Source organism: Stenotrophomonas maltophilia, assembly GCF_006974125.1.
GTDB lineage: Bacteria > Pseudomonadota > Gammaproteobacteria > Xanthomonadales > Xanthomonadaceae > Stenotrophomonas > Stenotrophomonas maltophilia_O.
On the sequence record NZ_CP037858.1, the window covers coordinates 2,141,415 to 2,168,202 of the forward strand.

Below are 26,788 nucleotides of genomic sequence, written 5' to 3' on the forward strand. Positions count from 1 at the left end.
AACTGCCAGGGCAAGCCCCCAGTGGTGAACTGACGCACTCCCGATTTCGCGCCGGACGTCCATCAACCGAGTCGCCGTACAACATACTTCCCATACGAAAAATAGAGGAATCCGATAATCAGCGCGTGCACGACTGCAAATGGTATGTACTGCTTCCAGAGAAGAGTCAGCGCCAAGCCCACCCCTGGTATAAGGTAGATCGCAAGAATAGTTGCCCACTTTCCGTCATGCCCGACAGCTAGAGATTCGCCATTCTTGGCGCCTGATCCGGAGATGAACCAAGCCAGCGCAAACGCCGAGACAAGCATGATCCAGAATGGCGGATTACTTCGACCCTCCAGGAAGTCAGCTCCTAAGTATCTCAGCAGCATGATCACGAAGATCGTCTGAAGGACCATAAAGATTGCGACAAGAACCGAACCGCCGAAGCGACGCCAACCTGCGTCGAACTCGGCCCACATCTCCAGGTTGCTCGCAACGAGAAATGCATATGAGTATGGAGCCCGCAACATTCGCAGCACCCTGGTAGACAATCCTATCGAGCCTCTTGGTGCTTTCCCGGACATCCCAGTAGTCCTCAGCCTGCTGCAATTCGCTTCATATCGGGCCTCTTCCTCATGATCTGAAGAGCACCATCACGCCGTTCCTAATTCTTGACTTCTAAGGACGCCTGCCATTCAGAGAGCTGCTTCCCGGCATTCGGCCCAATGGTGGGAGTGTACTTCAGGTGCCGCATCGGCATGTCGGCCATGCTCTATGTCCACTTCCGGCCAGGAGCGGACATCAATCGCAAAAGCCTTACTTATCGCGGAATACCAGCGCGAGAGTCTGAGCTCCATCACGCCGGCCGGATAGGCGATTCGCGACCCTCAAGCTCGACTCTTGCCGCGCTACTGCAAGATGATAACCGGCTAGCGGCTGTGGTCTCTGGAGCTGCTCCATGCCGGAACCAGGCATCTACTCCAGCGATTCGTCACTCCCGCCTTTCCGCCTGGATATGGATAGACGAAACACCGGAAACCAAGGAATGGCTGGACCAAGCATCCAGCTCTTCTGCAATTGAGCCACTCAAGAGCCATCCGCGGCCGGTGCACTGAGCCGAAGCCAGGGCAAGAACCACAAATTCAGGCCACGATTGCGCGGCATGATGGGAGCAGGCACTCACCATGAAGCCGCCCTTGTGATAGGGCTCGGCGTGGAGATTGCTGACTTCAAGACCTGCTTGCTCAAACATCCGCGCCGCGACCTTGAGAATCGCCTGCTGCGATGTGCAATTGGTGAACAAGCGCCAGTACAACTCCATGAGTCCACAATCTTCCAAAAGGCCCTCTGGGCGCGGTTGCGCTACTTATAGCAGAAGGCGCGCACGACCTTTCCCCTCTTGCCACCCGAGGTGCCAGCACCAAGGAACAGATGGTTGAAGAGCGCCCACGGCTTGAACAGCGAGCACCCTGGCATGAATCCCGAGAAGATCAACTTGAGCTGGGGCCGGAGAATCGAGAAGTTCTTGATCGGTCCTCTATGTTCCTGTCGCACGCCACCATCAATGCGCAGGCTGCACCTTCAGCGCGCTTGAACCCCTTCGCAGCAGGTACAGCGCAACCAGGAACGGCCACAGCGAGTTGACCGACGAGAACAGGCGCTGTGTCAGCCCCCTGAATCCCTCCGGGTCCGCTCCCACCACGTTCAACCAGAGATAGACGATGCCCGCGATGCTCGCCACAGCGGTCACAGCGTACGCCCTTCGGTTGGCAGACCACGCGCTCAATTCGATATGCGACATCGCCGGTGCAATGATGTTTGCGATACCAATGGTATAGAAGCCGTGCATCGGATGGCCCATGGGCCAGAGCCCGTTGGTCAGCATGGAAATGCCAAAGACCAACCAGCAGATTGCACCTACGGCAATCCGGCGACCGGACTCCCGCCAGACCCCGATGGCAAACGCCACGAAGGCCACGCCGGAGCCGAGGGCGGCGATCCTGCCGCAGATGCTTGCGAGCGTCGGCGCCTGCAGCAGCTCGCTGGCGTGCTGCGCAAGCGGGTTGTAGCCCGGCGCAAACACGGCGGCAACGCTGGTCCAGAACAGGAACCACGGAAGCGGGACCAGACCCGCGCAGAGAAGCAGTCGGCTGCGGTGTGACACGTACAGTGGTCCTTGTTTGGCCTGCGCCAGTGGGTGGAATCCGTTCAAACGCTGCAGAACCTTCCTACCGCGGGCAGGACGATCTTGAGTGACTACAGCAGTAGTCAGATTGCGCGCGGCACTCGGTAGGTTCAATAGGCAAGAAGTCATTTAAACCATCTAGCGGGTGTCGCAGCGGTTCGGTTGCATGAGCGATCACACATGCCCGATGGGCGAGTGCTGTCGCATTTGCCGCGCCTTACATCTCTGGCGGAAGGTTCTGACGACTCCGTTCCAGAAGTGCCGTTCCGCTTAGCACGCCAAGGCTCTCGCCCCATCCAACGCTATGCGACAATGCCAAAAGCGTCTCGGGTTTTGGCGGCATTGACCCCTACCCCTTGGCATTCCCAACTAAGTCAGGCAACTCTGGTATCGCCACCGAAAACGGGTGGCCGGGCCTCGAAAACCCGAGCTATTAGGATGTTGTTTGCACTTGCCAGCCGGCATCACCTTGCGTGGTGCCGGCTGGCATTCCGTCTGCCGGCTATGGCGGGCGGGGCGTGGGGGCCTCGTGCCCGCCGGTTTCTTCCTAGTAGCCCGGTTTTCGAGCCACGCCCTGTCCGCCACCTTTATCGGTGGCGGCTTCTGCCTGCATGCACGGAGCCCGCCATGACCACACCGCACTCCCCGCCCCCGCGCCCCATCCACGAAGCGCCGTCACCCAAACCTGCGCTGGACCCCAACAGCCTCATCGCCATCCTGCACGCCATCGGCGCGGGCGCTGCGGCCGACGGCCAGTCGTGGCCCGAGCGACATCACCTGCGCAGCCGGCAGATGGCGTTGTCCGACGCCGACTGCGCGCTCACCGGCCAGCGCATCGTGCAGGAGATCCTGCTGGCGGCCGAGCGCACGCGCCAGAACGGCGAGCCCGAGCAGTACGTCGGCGACCGGGTGATGGAGGGGCTGGTGATGGCCGATCTGGCGCTGACCGCCTTCATCCACGAGCGGGTACGGCCCAAGGATTGAGCGCGCTTATGGCGCGGAGTTTTCTGCCGGTGTGCGGGGTGACGAATGAAGAAGAACGGCCTTACCGCTGCGGCGGTGTGCGTCGCGATGATGGGGGCGGTTTGGGCGGGCTGGCCCGAGCCAGCGGGCGATCAGGTGTGGGCCTACCAGAAGCTGCAGCCGGCCGATTACCGCCTGCTGCACAGTGATGCGCTGGGCTTCGTCACTGCGAAGGCCCACGAGGGCTTTGAACTGCACGCGCGCCATGCCGGGGCGACGTCCTTCGAGATCCGCTGCAAGGGCGTGCTGGTGATGGACGTGGAGAACGCACCCTCGCGCGTGCTGATCCGGATGCCTGCCGATGCACGATGGCGGGCGCCGGATATCGAACGCCTGCGCAGCAGCTTCGAGCGTTGGCTGGATCTACACCAGAGCCAGGGGCGGTTGCTTGTGGAAAGCGCGGGGCCTTCGTGGGTTGAGGCGCGGTTTGGGCGCTTCGATGGGTTGGTGCCTGATGAGCAGCGGTGTCTGCTTGGGGGGCCGGCGCACCGCCAGGCCGATCCCACCAACGTCTTCAGCGCTGAAGTGCCTTCGTAGGCTGACGCCTATAGTGGCGCTGCATCTGCACAGCAAGGGGCCGCCCGATGCTCGATCATCAAGGGCGGCGCCAACGTCAGGGGCGGTCTGTACTGACGGAAACCGAGCCGTCTTCCAGCAGGTGGACGCTTACATATGCGTCTGGCGGAGGTATCCGATCGATCGACGCCCCTGCGGGGAGAATGTCCCAACTGGTGATCGGGCCGCAGACTGTCCTATGAACCAATCGGCGGCTATCCAACCCTCGCTTGGCAAGCTCGGCCACAACCACTTCAGGAGGCTGGCGGTCGAAGCCGTTGTAGGCGGTGCACGTCGCTCCCGTCTGGCCAATGGGATACGTTGAACTCTCCACCTCATCCCGGCACCCCGGCAGGCCCACGGCGAGCGAGAGGGCCATCAGTACTCGAATGCACTGCATTTCAGCTCGCTCCTTTCCGCTACTGCCCTGTTGTACGCCTTGCCTGACGCAAGACCTCCGAGACCGCCATCGCAGCGCCGCGCTGCACAGATCATCTGCCCTTGATCCGAATGCTGCACCCTTTGCAGGCAGAAATACCCCTAGACGCATTGCCGGCAATTCCCGATAGTCCCACGCAGATTACCTGCCGCACCATCAAGCGTCTCTCTGCAGGAAACCACACATGAGCCTGGCGCTGGTCCACAGCCGTGCCCGCGCCGGGGTCGATGCCCCGCTGGTGCGGGTGGAAGTGCATCTCTCTGGCGGCCTGCCTGTCACTCAGATCGTGGGCTTGGCCGAAGCCAGCGTGCGCGAATCCCGCGAGCGCGTGCGTGCCGCCCTGCTCTGCGCGCGCTTCGACTTTCCGCAGCGGCGCATCACCTTGAACCTGGCGCCCGCCGACCTGCCCAAGGAAGGTGGGCGTTACGACCTGGCAATTGCGCTGGGCATTCTTGCCGCGAGTGGTCAAGTCGATCCGCAGTCGCTGCTGCAGTACGAGTTCCTGGGCGAGCTTGGCCTGACCGGTGAACTGCGCCCGGTGGCGGGTGCACTACCCGCCGCAATCGCCGCCGCTGAAGCCGGGCGCATCCTGGTGGTGCCGCCGGGGAATGCCGCCGAGGCGGCGTTGGCCGAGCATGCCGATGTGCGTGTGGCGCGCACGCTGCTGGAGTGCTGCGCCGGGCTGGGTAATCCGCGTCTGTTGCTGTCATTTCCACGTAAAAGAGAGACTCAACATTTAGAAACGAGACACCCGAGATCGAAGCCCTCGCACTTGGCGAACCGCATCTCTTTGATATTTAAAGTGAATAACCTGAGGTGCATGCACGGAGGCAAGTGAGATCTACCCAACGCCCTCTGCGACATGAGCAAATGGTTACGGAACGGATGCGGCCGCGTGGCCAGGAAAGCTAGTGCCGCGAGCCATTCACCGAGGAGGCCAACGGGCGCGCCGGGAGCCACTCCCCCGCCTCCAAGCTTGGCAGCTAGATGGATGCAGCCCAGGCCAGACCAGTGAACTCTTCGAGTCCTAGTCTTCGATCCGGCTGCTTTTTCTACCTAGCCATGTCGAAACTGCGCGGAGTTGTGCGCAATATGCCGAAAAACCGAGGCGCTAAGCTCGATCTGGACGCCGAAGGGGTTGCGCTCCTGCAGTCGATCCCGATGCGCGGCAGCATTGAGGCCGGCGTGCCGATCGATCCCACCATCTACCGCTTCTACGAGATGCTGCAGGTGTACGGCACTACGCTCAAGGCACTGGTGCACGAGAAGTTTGGCGACGGCATCATCAGCGCCATCAACTTCAAGCTGGACGTCCAGAAGGTCGATGATCCGGAGGGCGGCGCGCGTGCCGTGATCACCCTGGATGGCAAGTATCTGCCGACCAAGCCGTTCTGATTGGTAGTTTACGGCCCGGCCGTTCTAGGCCGGGCCGTTGCGCCAGTGGGCGTCTCTAACTTGAGGCTCGGACCTCGTTGGCATCGTACACACCCCCCGGCCGCTATTGTCTTTGCCTGCGTGATCCAAGCCCCAGCCGCGCACCTGCTGGGCCGTATGGGTGCCGCCCCCTCCCCACTCGTCGCCGCGGCGCGGCTGCTCCAGCATTTTAGCGGCGCGGGGTCTGCGAGCAGCTAGCGTTCAATGCGCGATAGCCTTACCCGATCAACTGCTGCATGCGTGCCCACGCGCATCTGATCGCCGAGATGATTCGGGCGGGGACTCTACCTCAAGTTGACTGACACCTCATTGCCGCGTGGACCGATGCGTCCATGCGGCTGCTGTTTCATCGAAGACCTCCTCAGCCTCCAGGCTCTCCTGGGAGACAGAGCCGAGTCCAGCCACAGGGATACCGGCAATCAAGCCCTAACGAAGGTCAGGATGGTCTCAGTGCGCATCCGCTTGGACAGGTTGCCGCTCTGAGTAACCGGCAGGTATCGACTTGCTGCTGGCAGATCACGCTCAGCCAAGCTGGCCAGGGTCAAGCCGGCCTGGATTCCTGCCTTGGCTACGCCCTCTGAATTGCTGATGAAAACATCCTTGAGGCAGGAGTTGCCCAGCACATAAGTCGCCGAGCCCCCCTTTCGCAGTACTCGGGCAGCCTGGTGCATCATGCGCTCCAAGTCGCCTGCGTACCGGATGATCATGCGCTGCTGCTTCGGTTCCAGGCGCTCCAAGTCACACATGGCATTTGCGATAGTCTCAGCGATGGAGCACTGAGCGTCGAAGCTTCTTTCGGCACCGATCGTGCTGGAGCGAATCTTGCGCAACTCCCCTACGCTGTGCCCGAGCCATACCAGTGAAAGCCGGTGGCCTCGCATATAGTCGATGGCATTGAGGTACGGCGGTGACGTCATAATCGCGTCGACACTGCTATCGAGCAGCTTGATCGCACGCGCGTCGCCCAGGCACACCTTCACCTGACCGTGCTCGTGATTGGCCGCCTGATTGGATGACAGACGCGTCATCAGCTGCGTCGCAGATCGCTTGAAACCTTCCAAGACATCATAGGAGGACTCAAGGGTCACACGGTGCGGACGGCTATGCGACGTATCGCGAGCAAGCGAGGCACACTGCTCCTTGGTCACAATGATTCGACTGAGAGCGACCTGGAGCATATCCAGCGCTGCGCGGCGCGCGCCTGAGCGAGCTGACTTGCGCCTGCGATCAAAGACAGAAGCAATGCGAGTCAGATCGCGCCGCTGCTGATCTCCGAACCAATAGCGAATGAACTGAATAGTTTCCTCATCCTGCCATGCCAGGCGCACACGCCTGAGATCCACTGCAGCGACCTCTTCCAGGACAGATGCCAACTCCGCCCGCCCCGCCTCAACGTCGAAATGAGAAGTCCATACGCGGCTCATCAATACAGCGAGCGGGTCCATGTCGAAACCGATAGCGCTATGGCCCAGCGACAAGGCTTGGCGAAGCACCGTACCGGAGCCGGCCATGGGATCCAGGACGATGCTATTGGCAGGCAGCGAAACCAAAGAGTTGAGAGCCAACTCAGGCGCCATTCGGGCCGGGAAGGGATGGACAGTGCGGGTTTGCATCTAGATGAGGTCCTCAAGCCTGCCTTGGCTGATGGCAATTGTCGTCATTTTTCGTCGCCCTGGATGAGACCAGCTGACTTGTCCCGCATGGATCGGGCCAAAGACAGCGCACCCTCCAGGGTCTGGACCAGCTGATCCAAGGCCTGAGGGCTGGTAGGCACCTCGGTGGCCTGAGAACCGGTAGCCGTTGAGGCCGCAGACTCACTCACGGAAGCCAGTATATGCATGCAATGCATCATTACTTCGCCAGGAGGTTCTACCTCTCCCTTCTCGTAACGAGACACAACACCCTGAGACTTCCCCAGCCTAATGGCGAACTGGCCTTGTTTCAGGCCTAGCTTGCGTCTCGCCCGACCCACGAGATCCGCAGTTACTGGATGTTTGACCGCTTGCATAATTTGCATGGTATGCATATCCCACCTAGTATGCAAGGGAGGCAAATTCACCTACGATCAACAGACAGGGGAAATCGCTATGGATAGGCAGTTCGTGGACATCACGGATGTAGGGCAGCTGTGGGATATGCCCCTACTCAACGCTCCGGCTGATCCGGAGTGGGATACGCATGCCTCCAAAGAGCCGCGCATCCATCGAATTCATCCTTATCCCGCAAAATTTCCTGCCTTCCTAGCCGAACGCGGGATCAGCTATGCAAGAAGCATTGGCGTGCGGGTGAAGACGGTTGGCGACATCTTTTGCGGCTGCGGCACTGTGGCCCACGAGGCGCGCCGTCTAGGTTTAGGGTTCTGGGGCTGTGATATCAACCCGGTGGCCACCCTGATCGCCCGCACGAAGAGCGCGGACCTCTGCCCACTGGAGTTTCGTAGCACCCTTGATCTAGTCATGCGGCGTGCGCGACGATCCAAGGGCGACATCCAGCTGGCCCCCTCTGCCCGAGAGCGCCTCAATCGCTGGTTCCGGCCAGAGCAGTTTGCCGATCTCGCCAGGATCTTGAATGCCATCAGGCACGTTCTTCCGAATCCATCGCCTCTACAGGATGCTTACCTGTGCACGTTCTCGGCAGTCCTCAAGCCATGCTCTCAGTGGCAGCAGAGAGCCATCAAGCCCACACTGGATGGCGACAAGCTTCCTCCGGACGTCTTCGCCACCTTTCTGAAGCACGCTCTTACTGTCGCTCAGGCCATTGAGGAAGCGGGCGACCTATCCCACAGCCCCGCTGCTGTGGTTGAGCTTGGAAACGCACTGAACGTAGCGCTCCCAAAGCGTCGAGTCGACCTGCTCGTATCAAGTCCACCATATGTCACATCATACGAATATGCGGACTTGCACCAGTTGTCGTCTCTGTTCCTGGGTTACGCAGATGACCACCGGCAGCTACGCGATGGATCCATCGGAAGCACGCAACACGACTTCCGCTTGGCCAAGGGCATCCGGGATCTGAACCGGACTGCGACACGCACGGTGTTCTCTCTCTACGAGCAGGACAAGCGCGCGGCGCAATCAGTCGCCAACTACTTCATTGATATGCAGGCAATTGCGGGCCGTGCGATGCGTATCGTCCGGCCTGGTGGGATCGCCATGTTCGTCATCGGCAATACCCAGTACCGCGGGGTAGACGTGGACAACGCCAGCCACCTCACTGAGTCGCTCCTCTGCGCTGGGTTCAGGACCGTCCGAGCAACAAAGCGAACCATCTCCAATAAGGCGGCCACCCCGTACAGGACACCCACGGGCAAGTTCAGCCGTACGCAGACTTCAAACCATATCTACTCGCACGAGTACGTACTCATGGCACACCGATGAAGCGAACCAAGCCCAAGCCTCTGAAGTTCAGACCCTATGCCCGCCTTCTTACGATGCTGGGTGATCAGCTCATCAAGAATGAGCGCGTAGCGCTGGTAGAACTCATCAAGAACGCCTACGACGCCGATGCCAGCTGGGTGAAGCTCACCTTCAAGAGCTTCAACAAAGACTTTCAGGCAGTCGGCTCCAATGCAAAGATCATCATCGAAGATGACGGCATTGGCATGGACCGAGACATCATCGAGAACCATTGGGTCAACCCTGCCACGCCAGGCAAGTTGATCAATAAGCAATTGAAGCGTCAGAAGACAGCCAAGGGACGAATCGTCCAAGGTGAGAAAGGCATTGGTCGCTTTGCCCTTCTGAAGCTGGGTAGACGCGTTGAGATGACCACCCGCGCCAAGGGAGCCGCCTCTGAACTGACGCTCAACCTGGACGTCTCCGGCTACGACGAGGACTTCCTTCGGAACCAGCAAGGATTGTTCCTTGATGAGCTGAGCATGACGCTAAGCGAGACCGACCCGGCTCAAGAGATTGACCGGGTCAAGGTCCAGCTCGGCGACACTCAGGTTACCCGCAAGCCACATGGGACTCGACTTGAGATCTCCCACCTTCAAGGTACCTGGACTCGCCACCGTGTCAGCAATGTTCATCGTGATCTAGGAAGACTGCAGTCGGTCTTCGACCGAATCATCCGCGACGAAGCTTCGGCCCAGGATGGCACGCCCGCAAAGAGCGGCAAGGGTAAGCCTGATGATTTCAGGATCTACATCTATCGCGACGAAGACCTTGAGTCCTTCGATAGCGACAACGAAGAAATCCTGCAAAAGTTGCTGACTGAGAAGACCGTCTTCCGGATTGAGGGCGCCTATGATGAGGCCGGGAAGAAGTTCGATTTCACCATCAATGACAAGCACCAGACACTGGGCCTGCTCGATCCAACCCTTACAGGAATGAAGATCTATCGGGACATCTATGCGCCCGAGAGGAACTCAAGGAATGAGCTGGAGAGCCGCTTTACGGCGTGTGGGCCATTCAAGTTCAAATTCTATGTCTTCAACTTTGCCAGGGATGCCGCTGAGCACCACCTGCTGACCAAAGAAGACAAGGATCTGATTCGCGAACATCGAATCTATCTCTATCGCGATGGCATTCGCGTCTATCCGTACGGCGACCCAAGCGACGACTGGTTGTTGATCGACGTTCGCCGAGGTACTGTCAAAGCCAGCGAGTTCTTCAGCAACGACCAGACCGTTGGCGTTGTAGAGATCAGCCAGGAGAAGAACCGAGATCTGCGCGATAAGACCAGCCGCGAAGGGCTGGTCGAAGTCGGCGAGGCGACCGACGATTTCAGGGCCATGATCCAGATCTTCCTGGCGTGGGTGCGTAAAGACCCTTACGACAAGCTCGTACGGATCAAGAAGAACACCCTGGATATCGCCGTCCACACAGAGAACGCGGTCGAAAAGAGCCTCAATGAAGTTTCCGAGGCACTGGATGACGACCTACCGGATGAGGCGAAATCCCGCCTCAGTGACGCAAAGCGCAACTACCTCTCCGAGAGAAGGTATCTGGTCAAGCGCGCGGAGGACACTGAGCACCTGGCCGGCGTCGGGCTGTCAGTGGAAGCTGCGTCCCACGATCTGATGCTGAGCATCGGTTCGATGTACCGGATCATCAATGATCTGATGGATAAAACTCGTAGCGGAAAGCCCGTCTCAGCCCAGCACTTGGCTCAGGAATTGACCTCCCTGCGTGGCATGGTCTCCTTCCTCGAAGGCTCGATGACGGAGATGCAGAGGCTGTTCAGATCCACCAAGCAGAAGCGCAAGCAGGTGCGCGTCTCTGAGATCCTGGTGAAGGTACAAAGGCTCTACGCCAGCATGATGGAGAAGCGCGGCATCGACTATCAGGTTCAAACCTTGGGTTCGCCGCTAGTAGCCAATACCACCGATGCGGTTCTTCTGCAGGTGTTCCTGAACCTGTTCGACAACGCCTGTTATTGGCTAGAAGGCCGGAATCCGCCCAAGAACATCCTCGTAGTGCTTGACGGTGACAACGGCACCTTGACCTTCGCCGACAGCGGGCCTGGGCTCAATGCCGAGGATCTGCCCTTCATCTTTGAGCCGTTCTTCTCAGGCAAGGGTGAGGAAGGGCGGGGACTGGGCCTCTACATTGCTCGCCAGCTGCTGGCGAGGCATGAGTACACCATCGATGTCACCCCGACGAAGGAGAAGATCCTGCCGGGCGCCAACTTAACCATTTCGTTTGTAAAGGAATAGGAACGATGAACGCTGTTCGACAGGACCCGGCGCAGGCCGAGTCACAGGGGCTGTTCAAGGGCATTGCGGTAGTCATTGATGATGGGCTGAAGAGGAAGCCGCGCAATGGGCCCGATGGCATTGAGGCCATCCTCGAGGCCATTCACGATGCAGGTGGGCACGCACTTCTGCTGGATGCCTTGCCTCAGCGTGATGAGGAGCTGGAAAATTTCGCCAACGCCGCCTTCTTCGTGATGGACTGGAACCTCCACGGATCCAAGTTGGATGAAGTTGGGGAAGGACAAGATGAAGGCGGTGCGCGCCCTGATTTCCATCTAAGCGGCGTGCACTTGGGTGGCTTGGAAAGTGCGTTTGAGCAGGAGAACGTTGACTTCCTGACCAAGCTGCGTGATCGCCGTCATGCCCCCGTCTTCATCTTCACCAACGAGGACGTCGGTCACGTTACCCAGGTTCTCACGGAAGGGGGACTGATTGGCGATAACCTCGGATCTCACATCCTTATCAAGAGTAAGCGGGAGGTGGGCGCCAATCTTTTCGATGTCCTGGAGGAGTGGATCAAGCAAACTCCATCTGCCCTTGTGCTGAAGCAATGGGAGCGTCATCAGACGCTGGCTGTCAATCAACTCTTCAAAGAATTCCACGACCAGCACAAGTACTGGCCGGTCATCTTCTGGAACTCGTTCAAGAAAGACGGTGTCTCCCCTGCGCCCGAACTCGGTGAGCTGATTACCAGGTTGGTCGAGGCGCGGATGAAACCGTTGACCGCAGATCTCGACGAGTTTTCAGAAGTGGCGATGGAACATTTCGGCGCCAATGACGCGAGGTACCGTCAGGCGCTACATGCAGTTCTGCAGGCTGAGCGCCTCCTGCCTAATGAGCTTCTGGTGCAAGGGGAATACTCAACTGGCGACCTGTTCTTTGATCAGAACGGCGGAGCCCCTCGTTATTTCCTGAACATCAGAGCGGCATGCGACTGCATCAGGCGCGAAGGCTTTGGCCAGCCCGAGCTCTACTTGATCAAGGGCACAATCGTCACGGATGAAGAGCTCGCCAAGCTCGCCCGCCCAGACTTTGGAAACTTCCATGAGTCCGATGTGGAGACCATCGTCTTTGCACTGCACATGGGCAGGACGGTCGTGTTCAAGTATCGAACACTCGCTGTCAAAGCGACCAATAAGCTTCCCGGCGAACGCGTTGGACGGATGCTGGCCCCCTTCTTGACCAGAGTCACCCAGCGATTCGGCGCCTATAGTCACCGTTCGGGGCTTCCGCGTATCCCTGCAGCATTGATGCCACCAGAGCCTCCTGTCGCTGCCGGCACGGGCCCAGCTGCAAATGAGGGCGATCCAAACACCTGCGATTGCGGCTGACCCGACATCGGCCCCGAAAGGGGCCGATGCACTGTAGCTCGAACTAATGATGTCCTTGCTTTCTAGTAGCGTGGCGGCACAGGCGGGCCTCGATCAGGCCTTAGTCGCCGGCGGCGCGAACTGGACCTTGTCGCCGCTCTTCAGGCCGTCCGGAGGGCTGCTGATCACGGTGTCCTTCTCAGACAGCGGTCCGGACTAACTACCTTGCCCATGTCCTTGGCTACCGCCACATCAACCAGGCGCACGGTGGAGTCAGGGCAAACCACGGCCACACGCACGCCGTCCTTGCCAAACATCAGCGTGTAACGATACTCCACGTCCGAGAAGGACAGCGCATCCTGATGACCTCAGGGAAGGCCATGTACTGGCGTGCTACTTCTCGCCCGGTACCCAGCGGCCCGTGCCCATGGTCTTCAGACAGAGCGGACAGCGCGTCGAGATCGAAGCTGCGGAGTTCGCCACCAATGACGGAGAAGCGCATGTAGCGCTATTGCAGGCGGGGCTGGGGATCGGGCAGCATTCTTCGATGTGCGTCAGACCGCTGCTGGAGCGTGATGAACTGCTATAAGTCTTTCCAGGCTGGAGCCGGCCGTCCTTCCCGCTACACATCACCTATCCGCAGGGCGGACTTCGAAGTGCGCGCCTATCGGCGCTCATCGACTGGATGCTTCATCACTGGAGAGATTTGAAGCGGCAAGGGTAAGTGGTGCTTCGCCGATGTCCGCTTCCGGCCAGAAGCGGACACGCACCGCGCTTAAGCCCTGCAACCAGCAAGGGTCTTGCGATTCCGCCGGATGACAGTTTCTGCTGACCCTACCTCGCTCCGCAGGCCGGCCTGAACTCCCTCGCACAGTCATAAGGATGCGGGTTGGAGATGTCGCCAATACCAGCATGCCCGATGAAACGGGCGCGCGCATGAACTGAATCAGGGCGAGCATTTCCAGCCATTGATTGCGCCCACTACAGCCCGGTCCCGCGAAGTGACATCCCCGGCGATTTCAATGTCGTGGCAGAAGAGTACTTGATTTCCTGGGCGTCGGATTTCACCACACGACTGCAAAACTGTTGATCGCAGACTACGAGCGGCCAACGGACATCTGCATCATTCCCCTCGGCAAGAGAGACAGCTCGGCATTCCGGGTTGAACATGACGAGAAACCGACGCTTGTCCTCGGAGTACTCGCGACGCGTCGCCATCAAAGGCCCTGAAGATGTGCTTACTGTCTTTGGAGGCGATCAACGCGCGAACGCCTGGTTCGTGCAGTCCTATGCCATTGAATGCGTCCGGTGATGTCACCACACCCACAGACCCGCTGAGGGTGATGTCAGAGCGAATTCCACCAATCGGAGAAGAAGGTACGTCCCTCCAGAGCCGAAAGCGACCGATACGATACTACCTTTCGAGGAGGGGGAAGGATTCCGATAGTTCGTCCCACGTGGCGCTGCACACTACCGACTCTCCGTTCAGACGCAGAATGTCTCGCACAAAGCGAGATCGGAAACTGATCAACCTCAGCCGGTCAAGTTCGGCCCTATCGCACGGCCCCGGCTCAACATGTTGCGCGGCGTTGAGTGCGGTCGTTGACTTTTCAGCGATCTTTGCTGCGTGCTCAAGCACCAGCACCGCGTGATCATGGAGATGCTTCGCGGCTTTCTGATCAGCGTCTCTCGACGTCCCGCACTTAGTGAAGGCTGAAGGATTCTATTGCTGGCACGTGACAGTCCACGCGGAGGTAGGCTGCGGGAGTTGGGCGCTGCCATCTCCCGCGTGTTGCGTCAGAGTTCTGCCCTGCGAGTGACCAGCGCCAGCCGACGCGTCAGGGCTGGCTAGAGTGGCTAGCTCACTGCTGACTCAGTGTTGCTGCTGGCTGTGGCTTCCTTAGCTCGCATTTCTCTTGCATCAATCAGCGAGCACAGCCGATTGTGATCGTCCTGCATCTCCTTGTTGAAGCGCCTGATGCGGGCCTGAAGTGTTACGGCTTCGCTGTCGCCTCCGGAGGAGGGCGCGTGGTACGAAGCCTTTGGCAAGAAACTGATAAATGCCTGATTCAGTGCTGCCGTTGCCTGGATCTTGTTGGACAGGATAGTGATCTCCATGCTGAGCCGCTGCTCGCGCTCCATACGCTCTGCGACGCTGGCAGAAGTTGTCTGGGCGGATGCGCTCCTCTCCAGTTCGACACGCGTCATTTGCAGCTCCGTGCGCTGCAACGCCAGGTCCTTTCGCTGCAACGACAGCGCGAAGATCAAGGAGGCAAAGGCAAGCCCGGAGAAGAGCGTGTTGACCGCTCCGAACATGTCACCAAATTGCCCCCTGGTGTCCCATCCGGAGCCGAACTTGAAGATCAACCACCCACTCACCGCCTGGATCACGATCACGCCTAGCCCAATTGCTGCAAACGTCGTCCACGTATCTTTACTTGGCTTCTCTAGTGACACTGACATGTCTCCCTGAATTCTAAGTGGTAGGTTGCACTTGCAATTAGTTCACGGCGTTGGCTTCGACGCCCGAAACCGGGTAAGGCTAGCGTCGAACTCTGAAGACTGCGACGGACGAGTTTAGCGCTGCGGCTTGCTCCTGCAAGGAGCGGGAGGCGGCGCTCGCTTCCTCAACCAGTGCTGCATTCTGCTGTGTGACCTCGTCCATCTGAACCACAGCCTGGTTGGCCTGATCGGTACCTGCTGACTGTTCTTGAGATGCGGATGCGATTTCGGCGACCGCAGCGCGAACCTGTCGCATTGACACGACAATCTCATCCATCATTTCGCAGGCACCTTTAACCAAAGCGACGCAGGCGGAGACCTCTTCTGAGGACACGTCGATGAGTGATTTGATGTCCTTCGCCGTTACAGCGCTACGCTGGGCGAGGGTGCGCACTTGGCTTGCTACGACTGCAAAGCCGCGTCCAGATTCGCCCGCTCGCGCGGCCTCAACGGCGGCATTGAGCGCCAGAATGTTCGTCTGGAACGCGATGCCGTCTATCACGGTGATGATATCGGCTACCTTTTTTGAAGACTAGTCCACACGCTCCATCGTGGACACTGCATCGGTGACCGTTGCCCCACCTCGTTCAACGGCAGCCCCTGCCGATCGGACCAGATCGCTTGCGCTACGTGCGTGCTCGGCGTTCTGCTTCACTGTCGAGGCAAGCTCCTCCATCGAAGCGTCGGTCTCCTCCAGGGTGGCTGCCTGCTGCTCAGTGCGGCGAGACAGATCCCTATTGCCCACCGCGATCTCTTCCGAAGACAGTGACATGACCTCGGTGCTGGCCTGGATATGGCCCTGAGCAGGAAAGCGACACCCATCAGACCGGATTTGCCGAAGTGAACTACGCGTCTGGCGTAGGCGCCACCGGCTGGCTGGCGGGCATTGCCGCGCAGCAGGACCGGTTCCGTTCCGCTCGATACCCGCAGTTTGATTACCGCTACACAGTGCCGGCCCTGTTCGTGCAGGCCGAGCAGGCGCTGCGCGATGACCTTACGCTTTCCGGCAGTGCGCGCTGGGATGATCACAGTGCCTATGGCGGGCATTTCAGCCCCTGCGTGTCCTTGTTGTTCCGCCCTGACGAGTGGACCCTGCGCGCGTCAATCGGCAAAGGCTTCTATGCGCCTACACCCTTCGTCGAGCAGATCGGGGCCGCTGGCCTGTCACGCCTGGAGCCGCTCACCGGCCTTCGCGCGGAAATCGCTACAACCGGGTCCATCGATGCAGGCTATGTGCATGGCCCCTTGCAGGCCAGCGAGGCCGATCGGATCGCCGCGTGGCGTCGACCAATGCTGCGACTGCATCCACCCGTCCAGCGCCATCACCGGTACCGCGTTGAACAGAATCATCAGGATCGGCGTCAACCAGGCCCAAGGCAGCCAGCCGCGGGCCGGATCCGGCGAATACAGAGCAACGGGGGACATGCGGGGCTCCAGTCGACGTGGTTGCCGCAGCACACTGCCATCCGCGCGGGGGCGTGGCAACCCGGTTGCGACCAAGCCACAGAAGCTGCCGATGAATCACCCGGATGGCCGACGAAATGTCGCAGAGTCGTCGCCTGAGGCGTCCGATTCGGTTGGCCCATCAGATCAATCTTGGCAAGGCCGAACAGGCTGGCGAAGAAGGGGGGCAGGCGGCGCACCTCCGAACTGCGCCAAGGCTCGCGTTCACCGACCATGTCGGGTAGTAGACCCTTGAGGTAGAGGGCAGCGGCGTCGAGGTCGTTGATACAAGCGACCGTAACATCGGCATTTGACCGTAACACGTATCGGTGACGGTCAAATTTACCTGTTACCGTCCCGTGCGCGTTCGACCCCGTTACTGAGGCCGGCCAGCGCGCCATTCAGAACCCAGTTGCTCCCCTGACCAATGATTCGGCGCTCACGGAGTGCCGCCGCATCCAGCAGCACTGCCAACCTTAATGTGCGGCAAGGATCGCAGTGGATCGGTCAGGGCTGGAATCTGAGCAATGCGTCCGTGGATCCCACTAGCCTCTGAACGGTTACCGCCGATTCCACCGTTTCTCAGCTTGTTAGCAACCGCGGCAGAACGCACTCACTCCGCCCGCCGGCAATGTCTTCAGGCAGCTGTGAGAGGCTTCCTATGGGGGTGGCAACGATGGGGTGCTGGCAATGAACACGAGACTGGCTGATGACGCCTCCCCTGCTGACCAACTCGTGATCAGGGGTGAAGCCGGGACCTGCCAGACCCGGCTAGAGGTCGCCAATGCAGGCGGTGCGGGCGCCCTCACCATGGGTGCTGGCATTCGCGTCGTGGCTGCACTGACTGGCGGCAGCACCTAGGCGGGGGCGTTTGTAGTGCCTGCGACAGTGCTCGCGGGAGCATTCGAGTATCGCCCCCATCGCGGCGGTTATGCCGTAGGTGCATACGACGAGTAGTTCCTGCGCTCCTGACCGCCGCCTACAAGCTTGGTAGGTAGGTGGATGAAGCCCAGGCTCGACCAGTCAACTCTACGAGTCTTGGTCTCCGATCAGACTGCTTCTTCTGCCGAACCGTGTCGCAATTGCGCAGATTTGCGCGCACTATGGGGGGGAATCGCCCTAATGAGCAGATTTACGCGCATATGAAGGACAGTCCAGCCCAGTCACCGGAGGAAATTGCCGAGGCATTAGGACAGCGCCTGCGGACGAAAAGACTCATCAAGAATGTCTCTCAGACAGTTCTGGCGGACAAGGCAGGCATCTCGCGCAGAGCACTGGTACAGCTGGAAGCTGGAGAAGGATCGACCGTGAGAACGCTCGTCTGCGTACTCAAAGCGCTAGGTCTGGAGGAACAAATTGGCGCAATCGCTATAAGCCCAACAGTTAGCCCAATGGCTATGCTCAAGACGAAGCGCCTGAGAAGACGGGCGAGCTAACTGGCGTCACTCCTGGGCACCCTATCTTGAAGTCAAGGGCAGCTTGGACTGACGCAGGACTCGTTGGATCTTTCAAACCCGCAGCGGCGAAGCGGATCGACTTGCGGTCGGGCTAACAGCGTGATGCAAATGGTCCATCCACCTGAGGCCTCAGAGCATTCTACTGAGTTAGATCGAGCCAAGATCGTGCACGACTGCCTGCCCCCTGCGCAGGACTGCTGCCAAGACATGACCACCTGCGATCTGGCGGCCTGTTATCTTGTTCAACCACGCCGCTTGTATGCGACTAGATTGCAGAACAGCCTCGGGGGAAAAACTATCCTCCCTCCCCTGCAATGGCTGACCCGGGGACGCTAACCCGCCCTCAAGCGGCTGGACGACTGCGGGCGTCGCACTGCTCTCCTTTGCGTATGCCGTTGCAACCATCCGGCCAGCCCTAGGCGACCAGCCACCCAGCACAATTTCGGATCCCAGAGCATTCGGTTGAATCCCCGCCCCCAGCGCCGCGTGCTCGTATCCTGGCCAAAGCTGGTCAATTACCAGGCCGAGTTCAACGCTCAGTTGTTCCATTGTGAAATCTGCTCTGAAGCTAGCCTGCAGGGAGAGTTCGTAGATTCTCAGGAAGAACTGGGAACTGCCTCTCGCGGCCAGGACCAAGTTGTGCTGGGGAATAAGCAATAGCTTCGCGCCAGACGACTTCCTGCCTGTACGGGCATCTTCGGCCAAGGTGTCAACGGCCACAAGGAGCTGATCTGGACACAGTAGAACGTTGAGAATGCTCAAAGCATATGCTCCTTCGGCTTGCGCGAATATCGCGCCGATAGAGACTGATGTTTACAGGCCCCATGGCAGTTGCCGTCGAGTGCAGCCCACGCGCCGGCAGGCGTCACTTCGATCCCGCTACCGCATGCTTCGACTCCGCGGCTACGGGCGATCAGCAGCACTCGAACCGCCATGATTTGGGCGAGGGGTGTTCGTAGCCGCCGATTCACTCGGTCGGCAACCGATACATCTGACCGGGTCCATGCGTGCTCAGAATAGGGCATGCCAGTCCCGAAGACGGCTGGTTGCAACTCTAGATGCAAGCCGCTGGCACACTATCGACTGGCATGTAGATTGGTCGGAACTCACCGCAGTTCGCCTGTCCTGACTCACATAGCGAGCGGGGGCAATCCGCGAACGTCGGTCGCTCCGCTCGCGCGACACAACACTCGCGGCCAGCGCCCGATGTGGGCGGTATCGTGGCTTGGTTTCCTGAACGGCCCTCGGCGCGGGCAAGCAGAACCAAGTTCATGAATTCGGCTTAGCCGCAAGGAGGTCGCATACGCGACCCTTCCAAACAGCGATCCAAAAAGTGCCACGCCTCACCTGGGGCGTGGTGCGGGGCCACATCAGCAGCGCGCAGGCCCCTTGGGCGGTGCCCACTGCCCGACTCGTCAAGTCGTCCATAGCCGTGACGCACCGCGGTACCGCTTTCGGTAAGCGCCCACTGCAACTTGATCAGGCGATGCTCGCGCTTTCTCTTTCATTTGCCAGGCGGTGAAGAAGTACTCCATCGCGAGCGCTTGACTTTTCCGAAACGCTGACGTACGGTTCTGCCCGGGCAATAGCCCAAGTCGGAAAAACCGACTGAGCTGCTTTGGACTCAAACACTTCTACGTCCTCCAGTTGCAAGCGGAGTGTCCAAGAAGAAACCAAAGCCGGGACATAAATCCGCTTGCGAATTGTGAGAACCTACATGCTAAATTTTGATAGCGCGGCCCCCTATGACTTGGCGGACCAACTGCGCAACCTCGCGTCCCCTTACTTTAAGGTCAACCTGCTTCAACTACGGCAGGCCGTTGTCCGCGGGATGGGCCTAGGCACCATAGCTGGCTGGGAATTGCTGGCACGTCAAGAACCGCAGTGGCGCGCGCAGTCCTTTGACTACGTCGCCTTCGCCGAGCGTTTGGCCGATCTGACCGGCTCTTGGGACACCGCGCAGGCGCTGTGGTCGTTGGCCATAGGCGTGCGGCTGGACCTAGCAATTACCAAGTACCCCTTGTCAAGACAACGGATCGAAAAATTCACCGACGTTCCGTACGAGATTGAGGCGAAACTGGTGGATGTCGATCCGCAGATTGTCGGTTCCGACGCCTTCATTCTGCTCCCCGAGTTCTACTCTGGAAAAGGCTGGGAAAAATTCCGCGTCGACTCGGCACACTGGCACCGCGCTCCCTTGGAGAAGGCCAATATGCGCCCGGCAGATCGGGCATCGGGGCGCAATACGCGAGTTGCCAAACTGAAAGATGCCACCTGGACCGGCGGACTGTTCGTCTACTCGCACGATGACCAGCAAGATGACACCGACTGTCGTCGCAATGTCACTGCGGCACTGTCGCGCAGTTTGCTCTCCTCAGTAGCGCCTGGCCTGCAGTGCACGATCTACCACCCGGAACACTATGACGAGGGCGCGTACCGAATCGTGGTTCGGCTGAGTCCGCCGATCATCAAGGCAATTGCTTCGTCGACTTTCGCCTTCCAGCTGCCGCGACCGCAAGGCTGGAGTCTCATGATGGAGCACGCCAACATTGATCACAGGGAAGGTCGCCCAACTGGAAGCGTGGGTGGCAAGTTTGTCGACGGGCTCTGGCTCTGTGACCTTTACCCTCATGGCGATCCGACCAATCCCCGTGCGGAGCTCAACAAGGTCAAGTCAGGGCTGCTGGGGACCATCTATAAGCAACTTGAACGCCACGGAGTTCGCTTCGTTGAGCACATAGCTCAAGCTCAAACCTAAAGCGGAAGCCTCCGAAAAGCGTACGCCACTGACCTTCAAGAAGATGGCGCATGGCGCCAAGCGGTGAGTCCAGTCGTTGGTCGCAGGACGTGATGTAGGGCGCAAAGAAGGCCCCATTGCTACTGCTTGGCGCGGTTTGGACGTGGTCCAGGGAGACGGGAGCAACGTGGCTCCCGTCTCTGAGCGACAGTCATCCGAGTATAGAAGATACGACTCTGGGCCTGCAGACCGGTTCAGCGCCTCGTTGAACCTTCTGTTCGCCACGATCGCTCGGTTGAGCGAGCGACCGGGGAGAGCAAGGCTCTGGATGGCTACGGGCATCAGCTTGTGAACTGATGACTTGCAATGCCTGAGCAGTGTGCTGAGGAAAATTGCGGATGAGGCGACTTCGGGCCTCAACGGCGAGGATCGGACCGAAGCTCGGTTTCTCCCAGCGCCATTTGCGTTCCAAGTCCTGCATCGAAGACCCCAATGGGTAGCGGACCTCTCTTGTGCCACCGACGATTGGGTAATCCAAAGAGTCGTGAATGTGGCCATGGATCCAGAGATCAGACTCGCCGATCATCGATCCCAAGTCTGAGGCGAAGTCAGCCGAGAGCGGATGATCACTGTAGCGATCCAGTGTGGAATGTCACATGGCTCGTTTCTAGCCTGATCGATCTCTTCCTTTGGCGTATCAAGGTTCTTTCGTGGACGTGTGGCTCTTGAGGACATAGATCACCGACAAGTTCTCAATGACGCGCTAAGGCCCAGCCACTGATCGCTTGCCAACTTCGAGATCACCGGCAAGTGCAATAGCGTCAGGTTGCCTTCGCTCCAAAATGGGCGGAACTGCGTATAACCCATCGCGGGCCACCGCGGGCGCGTCCCGCCACACTTCGCGATGCAGATCGTCGACGCAGAGTGACCTCACGACTTCATACCCTCCCGCCGGCAGGGCGGTAGAGAGCCAGATGCCAAGGCCTCTATCCGCTCCTCTAAGCATCGCTTCGCAATCAGGAGCCCCTCATCCTCAGCCAGGTAGGGCGAGCCGAACAATGGTACTTCGACCCACAGTACCTCCTGACCTGGATGGACATAGGCCGCGTGGTCATCAAACAGAAGGGCTTCTCCCAGAGTTGGCGATACGAACGTCAGATCCTTGGTGCGACCACTCCAAGTCGTGTAAGCGAGCTGGACGAACCAATCCGGCGCCTTGCCCTCCGAGACTAGTAATGCGGCGATCCGACGAAAACGCATCTCGTCCACCGTCGTGAACATTACAAGCTGATCGAACTGTCCCTGCGCGTACTGTAAGAACTCGTACAGTCCCGGCCGCGGGATCTGACTGACAGCATTGGAGATCAGGGTGCCCTCTAGGTCGAGGGCCAGAATAGATGGACGCATGTGCTAGTCCTCGGAATTGGGCATATCCACCCTATCTGTGGCCTGTCGCCCCGGCTGAGACTGGCCGTCGTCATAGGTCCTGCGAATGGTGCGCCAGCCAGCGCCACCTGTCCACGGCGTGAGCCTGCTGGTACGCCCCCTCCCAGGGGTTCAGATGCGCTCATTGAGTGCATCACCAGCCAAGCGGCTCCACCCAGGGAGCCGCATGGTCAAATGTCCGAGTAGCTTTCGGCCTCCTTGAGGCTCTTCTCGTACGCAGCGATCTGCTTGCCATAATCGCCGGACAGATAGGGCTTATCACTGTAGTCCAAGGCTGTGGCGGGAAGGGCTTGGAGCACCACGCGACGCTGGGGAGCATTGCGGATCTCCAAGGTCGTCCACGACTCATCGCCTCTCACAAATCCGACGTTGAATGTGGCGTCACGCTGCCGATCTGCCGCCAGCCCCCCGACCGAACGAAAGTCGCTAGTCAAAGTCGACACAGCCACCGGCGTATCCGAGCCATTCAGGTAAAGACTGGCGCGCCAGTTGATCTGACTCAGCGGCAGCTTTGAAGCATTGATCAAGGTAGCTCTGATCGTCGGCTTGATACCAAAGAACCCGCTACTGAGGGTTAGCTCGGTGTCCCTGGCGATGACCTTGGCTAGTTCGTCCATCGTGGCAGCCTCAGCGGCGGCCTTGGCCTTCAAAGCTTCGATCTTTGATGGGTAGGATTGCTTGACCTGCTTGACCTCACCCCGAATCACCTGACGAACTGACGCATTGAGATAGGCCTGATGGAGCTTGGGCAAATTCATGTCCGACACGGCCCAATTGAACGCAGCCCGCTCGTGCTCACTCAGCCCCTTGCTGATCTGTTCAAGTCCGGAGTTGTATTCCTGCTTGGACCCACCAGTGACCAATGCCTTATCCGCTGCGCCACCGCAACCAGAAAGCGCAAGCACCATGGTTAGCGACAGCCCCACCAGCGCCGCCGCTCTCGATCTAGAACTCATCTGACTCACATCCGCCCCTGTTTGAGAGGCCTAAAGATATCTGGTTTTTAGATATCTGAGAACTAGATATAGCTTCAGAGGCCGCTCAAGCAAGGCGCGCCTGTGGCCAAGTCGATCCATCGCAAGGAGTACATCGCTCTGATCGAGGCTGTGCGCAGCGCCAGGATCTCGGCTGGCCTGACGCAGGCCCAAGTGTCTGAGCAGCTTGGCAGAAGCCAGTCCTTCATTAGTGATGTCGAACGCGGCAAACGTCGTTTGGATATTGTGGAACTGCGTGACATCGCCCAACTGTCTGGCCTGACACTGGCAAGCCTGGTCGCTGACTTTGAGAGCCGCCTCAAGGCTTTTCACGGCTAGCCGCGTTCCCGCCACCCGCTCGTCTTGGGACTATCCAAGCCCTCAGCTACTACCGCAACCTCAAGTGCAGCGCTCAGAATGTGCTCAGCCGAGGCATACCGTCGCGCTGGTAGTGCAAGGATTCAAGGAAAGGCCTTAGGTACATTCTGTCGGTCCAATTCTTCAATTGGCAGAGAGATCACGGGGTGCTGTGACCTTGCTAGATTGCCGCGAGTGGTGTCGACTGATCACCCATCGGGCAGTCGCTTGGACGTTCACTGGCAGGGAACCTGCAGATGCCAGTAGCGAGATGGCGTCCATCGCCGGCAACGACAACTTCACCCGCAAGTTGGCCAATGCAAAGCGAGGGCGCATTGAGTTCAATGTCTAGCAGCAGGGAACTATCGTTGGTGACCTCGATGTTAGCGGCTTTGATCGTAAGCGCCTTGCCTCATAGTACTCAGTGCATTTCAGTCTGATCTGGCCCATCGATAGCTGGTGATTGGGCATCTAGCCGTCCTTCAGCCTCCAAGTACTCTCGGATCGCGGCCAGATCATCGACACTTCCACTGCACATGAGCGCTAGAGCTGGGGCACCGTTGAACAATCTTGCGTTGTTGGGCCGACGGATCCAGCCATCAGCCTGTGTCCGGTTGGGAAATATTGTGTGTAGCGCTCGATAGATGCCCAGAACGTAGCTAATCCTTTCGAGAGCCTCCTGCTGGAGTCCCTCGACAACCCCTGTCTGTGCCAATGCGAGAACAACATCTTCGGGCTGGCCAAGAACTGCACCCTGCTCAACTATGCTCAGGGACCATGCGTTGGCGATCTGGCTGAACGATCGCAGGGCCGGCCCAGCAAGGGCAGAATCGATGCCGACAATACGCATGCTCATTCGCTCAGCCTGTGAAGTCACTGCGCACATGCTACCGCCAATTGGTTCGATCAATTGTCCACATTGAAAGGACAATGGGCCCCGATCGCTGGCTCTCATGAACGAACGGCCGTCCTGGCCGTGAAGAATGAAAACTCAATTAACGAGACTGCGTACCGCTAATGATGGAGAGGCCCCCCGTGTACTGGCCGCATGACTGATCTAACCGACTTCCCCGACGACACCCGCGTGTACTTCATCCGTTACATCGACGGTTACACCCAGCCACACAAGGGAACGGAGTCCACGTCTGTCAGGTGCTACTTGGCGCCCATTCCACATGGTTGGGGGTCAGATCCATCTAAACTTGATGATCGTCAGATCGCGCGTCTGTTCTCTGACAAGAATCCTGAGGGTTTCATCTGCACCATCTTCGCGGGGTCACTAGCAACCTACGTTGCAGGGCAATGCTTCATCCGCGGAGAGGATGGCAGGGGTGTCTATGCCGGAATGCTGACTCCGAAGCAGCGAAAGCTGGGCAATGCCTTGGCCTTCGGCGAGGAGTCCAGGCTGTACAAGGAGTACGAGGAAGACCACGAGAGCGGGCTATTCCCGTCCACCAAAGTTGGGGAGCGCTCCACGGGCGAGGCCGTTGTCGCACTTCCCCAATCCCAGTTGTACCTTCAGGAAGCACTGAATTTCGATTCCAGAATCCTGGTGGCCAGAGACACGAGGAGCCGAGACGAGCAACATCAGATTGAGTACATCATCCCCAGGACCGTGATCTTCCGGGCGTTCTACGCGTTCAATTCCACCATTGCAGACATCTTCACCGCCGGGCCGTGGAGTACCGTCAGGTCCAAGGCCATTTCCGAGCAGGAGTTCGCCGGACACGTTACCGGCATCGATGAGCAAGGCGGCTACTGGAAGATCGTACTTGCGTTGGGCATGACGTTGGATGATGGTCCAATGATGGCCCTCTTCCGGTTTGATCACTATGCAGAGACCCGGGCCAAGCGCATTCACGAGCCCATTCTGAGAGCCCAACTGGACGCTGCCACCTGGGGCGCCGAGGAGTCGCGTTGGTGCTCCAGTGCCGAGATCCCGTTGAACCCGTTCTTGGGACCATACAAAGGCACCGTATCTGGCTACTTCTTGAACCGCCGCAAGGACGGCGGGTTCGCCGGCAGGACTTTCCTGGTGACAGCGATTCACCAGATGTCCTTCTCAAAGCGACTCCCGGCAATCGCTACGATCCTGGTCAATGATGCCACCGAGGGTGAGAAGGTCATTCATACGGGAGGACCTAGGCCACACAACAATGGTAATAGGCCTCGATCGCCTCGTCCTAATGGCAAACCGACGGTAGACACGCATGAGGCTACCGAGCGGAAGCCAGGGTTTGATATGCCCTCCATCTCCTTCGCTTTCCATCCGAAGCCAAAGATCATCCGGCTCAAAAAGGATCAGAGCTTCAAGTACAGTTCCAAGCGAAAGAAGGACAATGAGGAGCCCACCACAGAGATTTCTGGCGGCCGAAAAGCCGGCAAGCAAGAGGATCTCAGCCACGCCCACAGTGCCCATGAGAAACGCGAGGCATCGGAGTTGCTGACTGAACTGATGGCGATTCTGAAAGTACTCAAGACGAAGGGGACCATTGCAGAGTACAGGGTCGTCGCCCCCGTTGACTCCGAGCAGCGCGTCCAAGTTGGCGCCTACCCTTGTTGGAACTTCCTGGGCGAGGACGAACGCAAGGAAGTCCGCATTGGAAAAGCTGGTTGGGGAACGCGATCTTGGATGTACCTTCAGAAGGCAGATTCACACTACAGAGCCCTCGCTCGCACAGCATTTGTAATCAGACTGTCGCTGCCCAATGGCCTTGCGGGCCTATGGATTGAGGTCGAGAGAAGAAGCAAGAGAGACAAGAGCAATGAGTCCATTGCGTCGGCGTTTGTCGTTTCAGACGATCTCGCTATCCGAGCAGAGACGCAGGCTGCACTCAGCATCATCCGATCGGTTCAGGGCGCCTCGCTAGCCAAGGCATTTGAAAGGAAAGGACGCGTCTGCTACACCCACCCTCACTACATGGAGAAGCCAGGTAGCGATAAGTGGAGCTTGGCGCCATTGGAGGCCTTCCTGAAATCGATAGGCAACGGTCAGGCCCAACCATAGCTTGGTCGCACCATGCACCATAGCCCCCCCTTCCGCTACGGCGTCTCCCCATCGATCGCGATCATTGCCACCGAACGCATCAGGTAGAGGAGAGCTTGCGTGACCGATGCGGCCATGGCCCCAATGAACCTGTTAGGCTTGATCGACTCGGAGGTCAGTTCAGGGTCAAATCTGCCCGTCGATTAGCGCTAGGCCGCTCCGGATCAAGCCCCAAGAAGGCGCCCGAAATCCTCTCAAAT

General features: G+C 59.0%; 23 protein-coding genes and 3 pseudogenes. 13 read left to right on the top strand and 13 right to left on the bottom strand.

Features of this window, described 5'->3' with window-relative positions:
- Window positions 1-62: 62 nt before the first annotated feature.
- The 3 genes from EZ304_RS09765 to EZ304_RS09775 form a co-directional block, all read right to left on the bottom strand.
- Entirely contained in the window at window positions 63-461 is a 399-nt protein-coding gene (locus EZ304_RS09765; RefSeq protein ID WP_099554864.1) for a hypothetical protein, read from the bottom strand.
- A 512-nt stretch (window positions 462-973) separates the two neighbouring features.
- Complete coding sequence (locus EZ304_RS09770; protein WP_142806906.1) at window positions 974-1,303, bottom strand: hypothetical protein; 330 nt, start codon at window positions 1,301-1,303, stop codon at window positions 974-976.
- Between the two features lie 240 nt (window positions 1,304-1,543).
- A complete protein-coding gene (locus tag EZ304_RS09775) occupies window positions 1,544-2,146 on the bottom strand; it encodes a DUF998 domain-containing protein (RefSeq protein WP_142806907.1) in 603 nt (200 codons plus the stop codon).
- A gap of 648 nt (window positions 2,147-2,794) precedes the next feature.
- Here EZ304_RS09775 and EZ304_RS09780 point away from each other — a divergent pair.
- From EZ304_RS09780 to cynS, 4 genes and pseudogenes are all read left to right on the top strand, one after another.
- Window positions 2,795-3,151: a hypothetical protein gene (locus EZ304_RS09780; protein ID WP_142806908.1), complete on the top strand. Its 357-nt coding sequence runs from the start codon at window positions 2,795-2,797 to the stop codon at window positions 3,149-3,151.
- A gap of 45 nt (window positions 3,152-3,196) precedes the next feature.
- Window positions 3,197-3,727, top strand: coding sequence for a cold-shock protein (locus tag EZ304_RS09785; RefSeq protein WP_142806909.1), 531 nt, complete (start codon window positions 3,197-3,199; stop codon window positions 3,725-3,727).
- A 641-nt stretch (window positions 3,728-4,368) separates the two neighbouring features.
- Window positions 4,369-4,887: pseudogene (locus EZ304_RS09795) on the top strand (magnesium chelatase domain-containing protein); the annotation flags it as partial.
- A gap of 359 nt (window positions 4,888-5,246) precedes the next feature.
- A complete protein-coding gene (gene cynS, locus EZ304_RS09800) occupies window positions 5,247-5,579 on the top strand; it encodes a cyanase (RefSeq protein WP_221931201.1) in 333 nt (110 codons plus the stop codon).
- A 458-nt stretch (window positions 5,580-6,037) separates the two neighbouring features.
- Here the strand turns inward: cynS and EZ304_RS09805 are convergent, their stop codons facing one another.
- Both EZ304_RS09805 and EZ304_RS21265 read right to left on the bottom strand, forming a co-directional pair.
- Complete coding sequence (locus tag EZ304_RS09805; RefSeq protein WP_142806912.1) at window positions 6,038-7,231, bottom strand: DNA methyltransferase; 1,194 nt, start codon at window positions 7,229-7,231, stop codon at window positions 6,038-6,040.
- Between the two features lie 44 nt (window positions 7,232-7,275).
- Window positions 7,276-7,644 carry a helix-turn-helix domain-containing protein gene (locus tag EZ304_RS21265; protein ID WP_142806913.1) on the bottom strand — a complete coding sequence of 123 codons (369 nt, stop codon included), beginning with the start codon at window positions 7,642-7,644 and terminating at the stop codon, window positions 7,276-7,278.
- A gap of 76 nt (window positions 7,645-7,720) precedes the next feature.
- On the opposite strand from EZ304_RS21265, the gene EZ304_RS09815 reads away from it, so the two are divergent.
- The 3 genes from EZ304_RS09815 to EZ304_RS09825 are packed head-to-tail and all read left to right on the top strand — an operon-like array spanning window position 7,721 to window position 12,647.
- Window positions 7,721-8,995 carry a DNA methyltransferase gene (locus EZ304_RS09815; RefSeq protein ID WP_185959229.1) on the top strand — a complete coding sequence of 425 codons (1,275 nt, stop codon included), beginning with the start codon at window positions 7,721-7,723 and terminating at the stop codon, window positions 8,993-8,995.
- The gene (locus EZ304_RS09820; protein ID WP_142806915.1) at window positions 8,992-11,277 is read left to right on the top strand and encodes a sensor histidine kinase; all 2,286 of its coding nucleotides are present in this window, start codon (window positions 8,992-8,994) and stop codon (window positions 11,275-11,277) included. Before EZ304_RS09815 ends, EZ304_RS09820 begins: the two co-directional genes overlap by 4 nt.
- Window positions 11,278-11,282: 5 nt before the next feature.
- Complete coding sequence (locus EZ304_RS09825; protein WP_142806916.1) at window positions 11,283-12,647, top strand: hypothetical protein; 1,365 nt, start codon at window positions 11,283-11,285, stop codon at window positions 12,645-12,647.
- Between the two features lie 1,393 nt (window positions 12,648-14,040).
- On the opposite strand, the gene EZ304_RS21270 is transcribed toward EZ304_RS09825, so the two are convergent.
- The 3 genes and pseudogenes from EZ304_RS21270 to EZ304_RS21025 form a co-directional block, all read right to left on the bottom strand.
- Window positions 14,041-14,271: a CSS-motif domain-containing protein gene (locus EZ304_RS21270; protein WP_142806917.1), complete on the bottom strand. Its 231-nt coding sequence runs from the start codon at window positions 14,269-14,271 to the stop codon at window positions 14,041-14,043.
- 212 nt (window positions 14,272-14,483) lie between these two features.
- A complete protein-coding gene (locus EZ304_RS09840; RefSeq protein ID WP_142806918.1) occupies window positions 14,484-15,023 on the bottom strand; it encodes a hypothetical protein in 540 nt (179 codons plus the stop codon).
- Between the two features lie 145 nt (window positions 15,024-15,168).
- Window positions 15,169-15,927, bottom strand: a pseudogene (locus EZ304_RS21025) (methyl-accepting chemotaxis protein); the annotation flags it as partial.
- A gap of 41 nt (window positions 15,928-15,968) precedes the next feature.
- Here EZ304_RS21025 and EZ304_RS21275 point away from each other — a divergent pair.
- Window positions 15,969-16,256 (top strand): annotated as a pseudogene (locus tag EZ304_RS21275) (TonB-dependent receptor domain-containing protein); the annotation flags it as partial.
- A 36-nt stretch (window positions 16,257-16,292) separates the two neighbouring features.
- Here EZ304_RS21275 and EZ304_RS21135 read toward each other — a convergent pair.
- Window positions 16,293-16,553 (bottom strand): hypothetical protein, encoded by a 261-nt coding sequence (locus tag EZ304_RS21135; RefSeq protein ID WP_260678425.1) that lies wholly within the window; start codon window positions 16,551-16,553, stop codon window positions 16,293-16,295.
- Between the two features lie 708 nt (window positions 16,554-17,261).
- Here EZ304_RS21135 and EZ304_RS21280 point away from each other — a divergent pair.
- Both EZ304_RS21280 and EZ304_RS09865 read left to right on the top strand, forming a co-directional pair.
- Complete coding sequence (locus EZ304_RS21280; protein WP_142806919.1) at window positions 17,262-17,432, top strand: autotransporter outer membrane beta-barrel domain-containing protein; 171 nt, start codon at window positions 17,262-17,264, stop codon at window positions 17,430-17,432.
- A 281-nt stretch (window positions 17,433-17,713) separates the two neighbouring features.
- Complete coding sequence (locus EZ304_RS09865; protein WP_142806920.1) at window positions 17,714-18,007, top strand: helix-turn-helix domain-containing protein; 294 nt, start codon at window positions 17,714-17,716, stop codon at window positions 18,005-18,007.
- Between the two features lie 168 nt (window positions 18,008-18,175).
- Here the strand turns inward: EZ304_RS09865 and EZ304_RS09870 are convergent, their stop codons facing one another.
- Window positions 18,176-18,790 carry a hypothetical protein gene (locus EZ304_RS09870; protein ID WP_142806921.1) on the bottom strand — a complete coding sequence of 205 codons (615 nt, stop codon included), beginning with the start codon at window positions 18,788-18,790 and terminating at the stop codon, window positions 18,176-18,178.
- Between the two features lie 955 nt (window positions 18,791-19,745).
- On the opposite strand from EZ304_RS09870, the gene EZ304_RS09875 reads away from it, so the two are divergent.
- Entirely contained in the window at window positions 19,746-20,786 is a 1,041-nt protein-coding gene (locus EZ304_RS09875) for a hypothetical protein (RefSeq protein WP_142806922.1), read from the top strand.
- Between the two features lie 909 nt (window positions 20,787-21,695).
- On the opposite strand, the gene EZ304_RS09880 is transcribed toward EZ304_RS09875, so the two are convergent.
- Both EZ304_RS09880 and EZ304_RS09885 read right to left on the bottom strand, forming a co-directional pair.
- Window positions 21,696-22,172 (bottom strand): NIF family HAD-type phosphatase, encoded by a 477-nt coding sequence (locus EZ304_RS09880; RefSeq protein WP_142806923.1) that lies wholly within the window; start codon window positions 22,170-22,172, stop codon window positions 21,696-21,698.
- Window positions 22,173-22,381: 209 nt separating this feature from the next.
- Window positions 22,382-23,167, bottom strand: coding sequence for a hypothetical protein (locus tag EZ304_RS09885; RefSeq protein ID WP_142806924.1), 786 nt, complete (start codon window positions 23,165-23,167; stop codon window positions 22,382-22,384).
- 102 nt (window positions 23,168-23,269) lie between these two features.
- Here EZ304_RS09885 and EZ304_RS09890 point away from each other — a divergent pair, with 102 nt between their 5' ends.
- On the top strand, window positions 23,270-23,524 hold the full coding sequence (locus EZ304_RS09890) for a helix-turn-helix domain-containing protein (RefSeq protein ID WP_108751163.1): 255 nt from the start codon (window positions 23,270-23,272) through the stop codon (window positions 23,522-23,524).
- Window positions 23,525-23,963: 439 nt separating this feature from the next.
- Here the strand turns inward: EZ304_RS09890 and EZ304_RS09895 are convergent, their stop codons facing one another.
- Window positions 23,964-24,398 carry an antitoxin Xre/MbcA/ParS toxin-binding domain-containing protein gene (locus tag EZ304_RS09895; RefSeq protein WP_185959232.1) on the bottom strand — a complete coding sequence of 145 codons (435 nt, stop codon included), beginning with the start codon at window positions 24,396-24,398 and terminating at the stop codon, window positions 23,964-23,966.
- Window positions 24,399-24,590: 192 nt separating this feature from the next.
- Here EZ304_RS09895 and EZ304_RS09900 point away from each other — a divergent pair, with 192 nt between their 5' ends.
- Window positions 24,591-26,549: a hypothetical protein gene (locus EZ304_RS09900; protein ID WP_142806926.1), complete on the top strand. Its 1,959-nt coding sequence runs from the start codon at window positions 24,591-24,593 to the stop codon at window positions 26,547-26,549.
- Window positions 26,550-26,788: the final 239 nt, after the last annotated feature.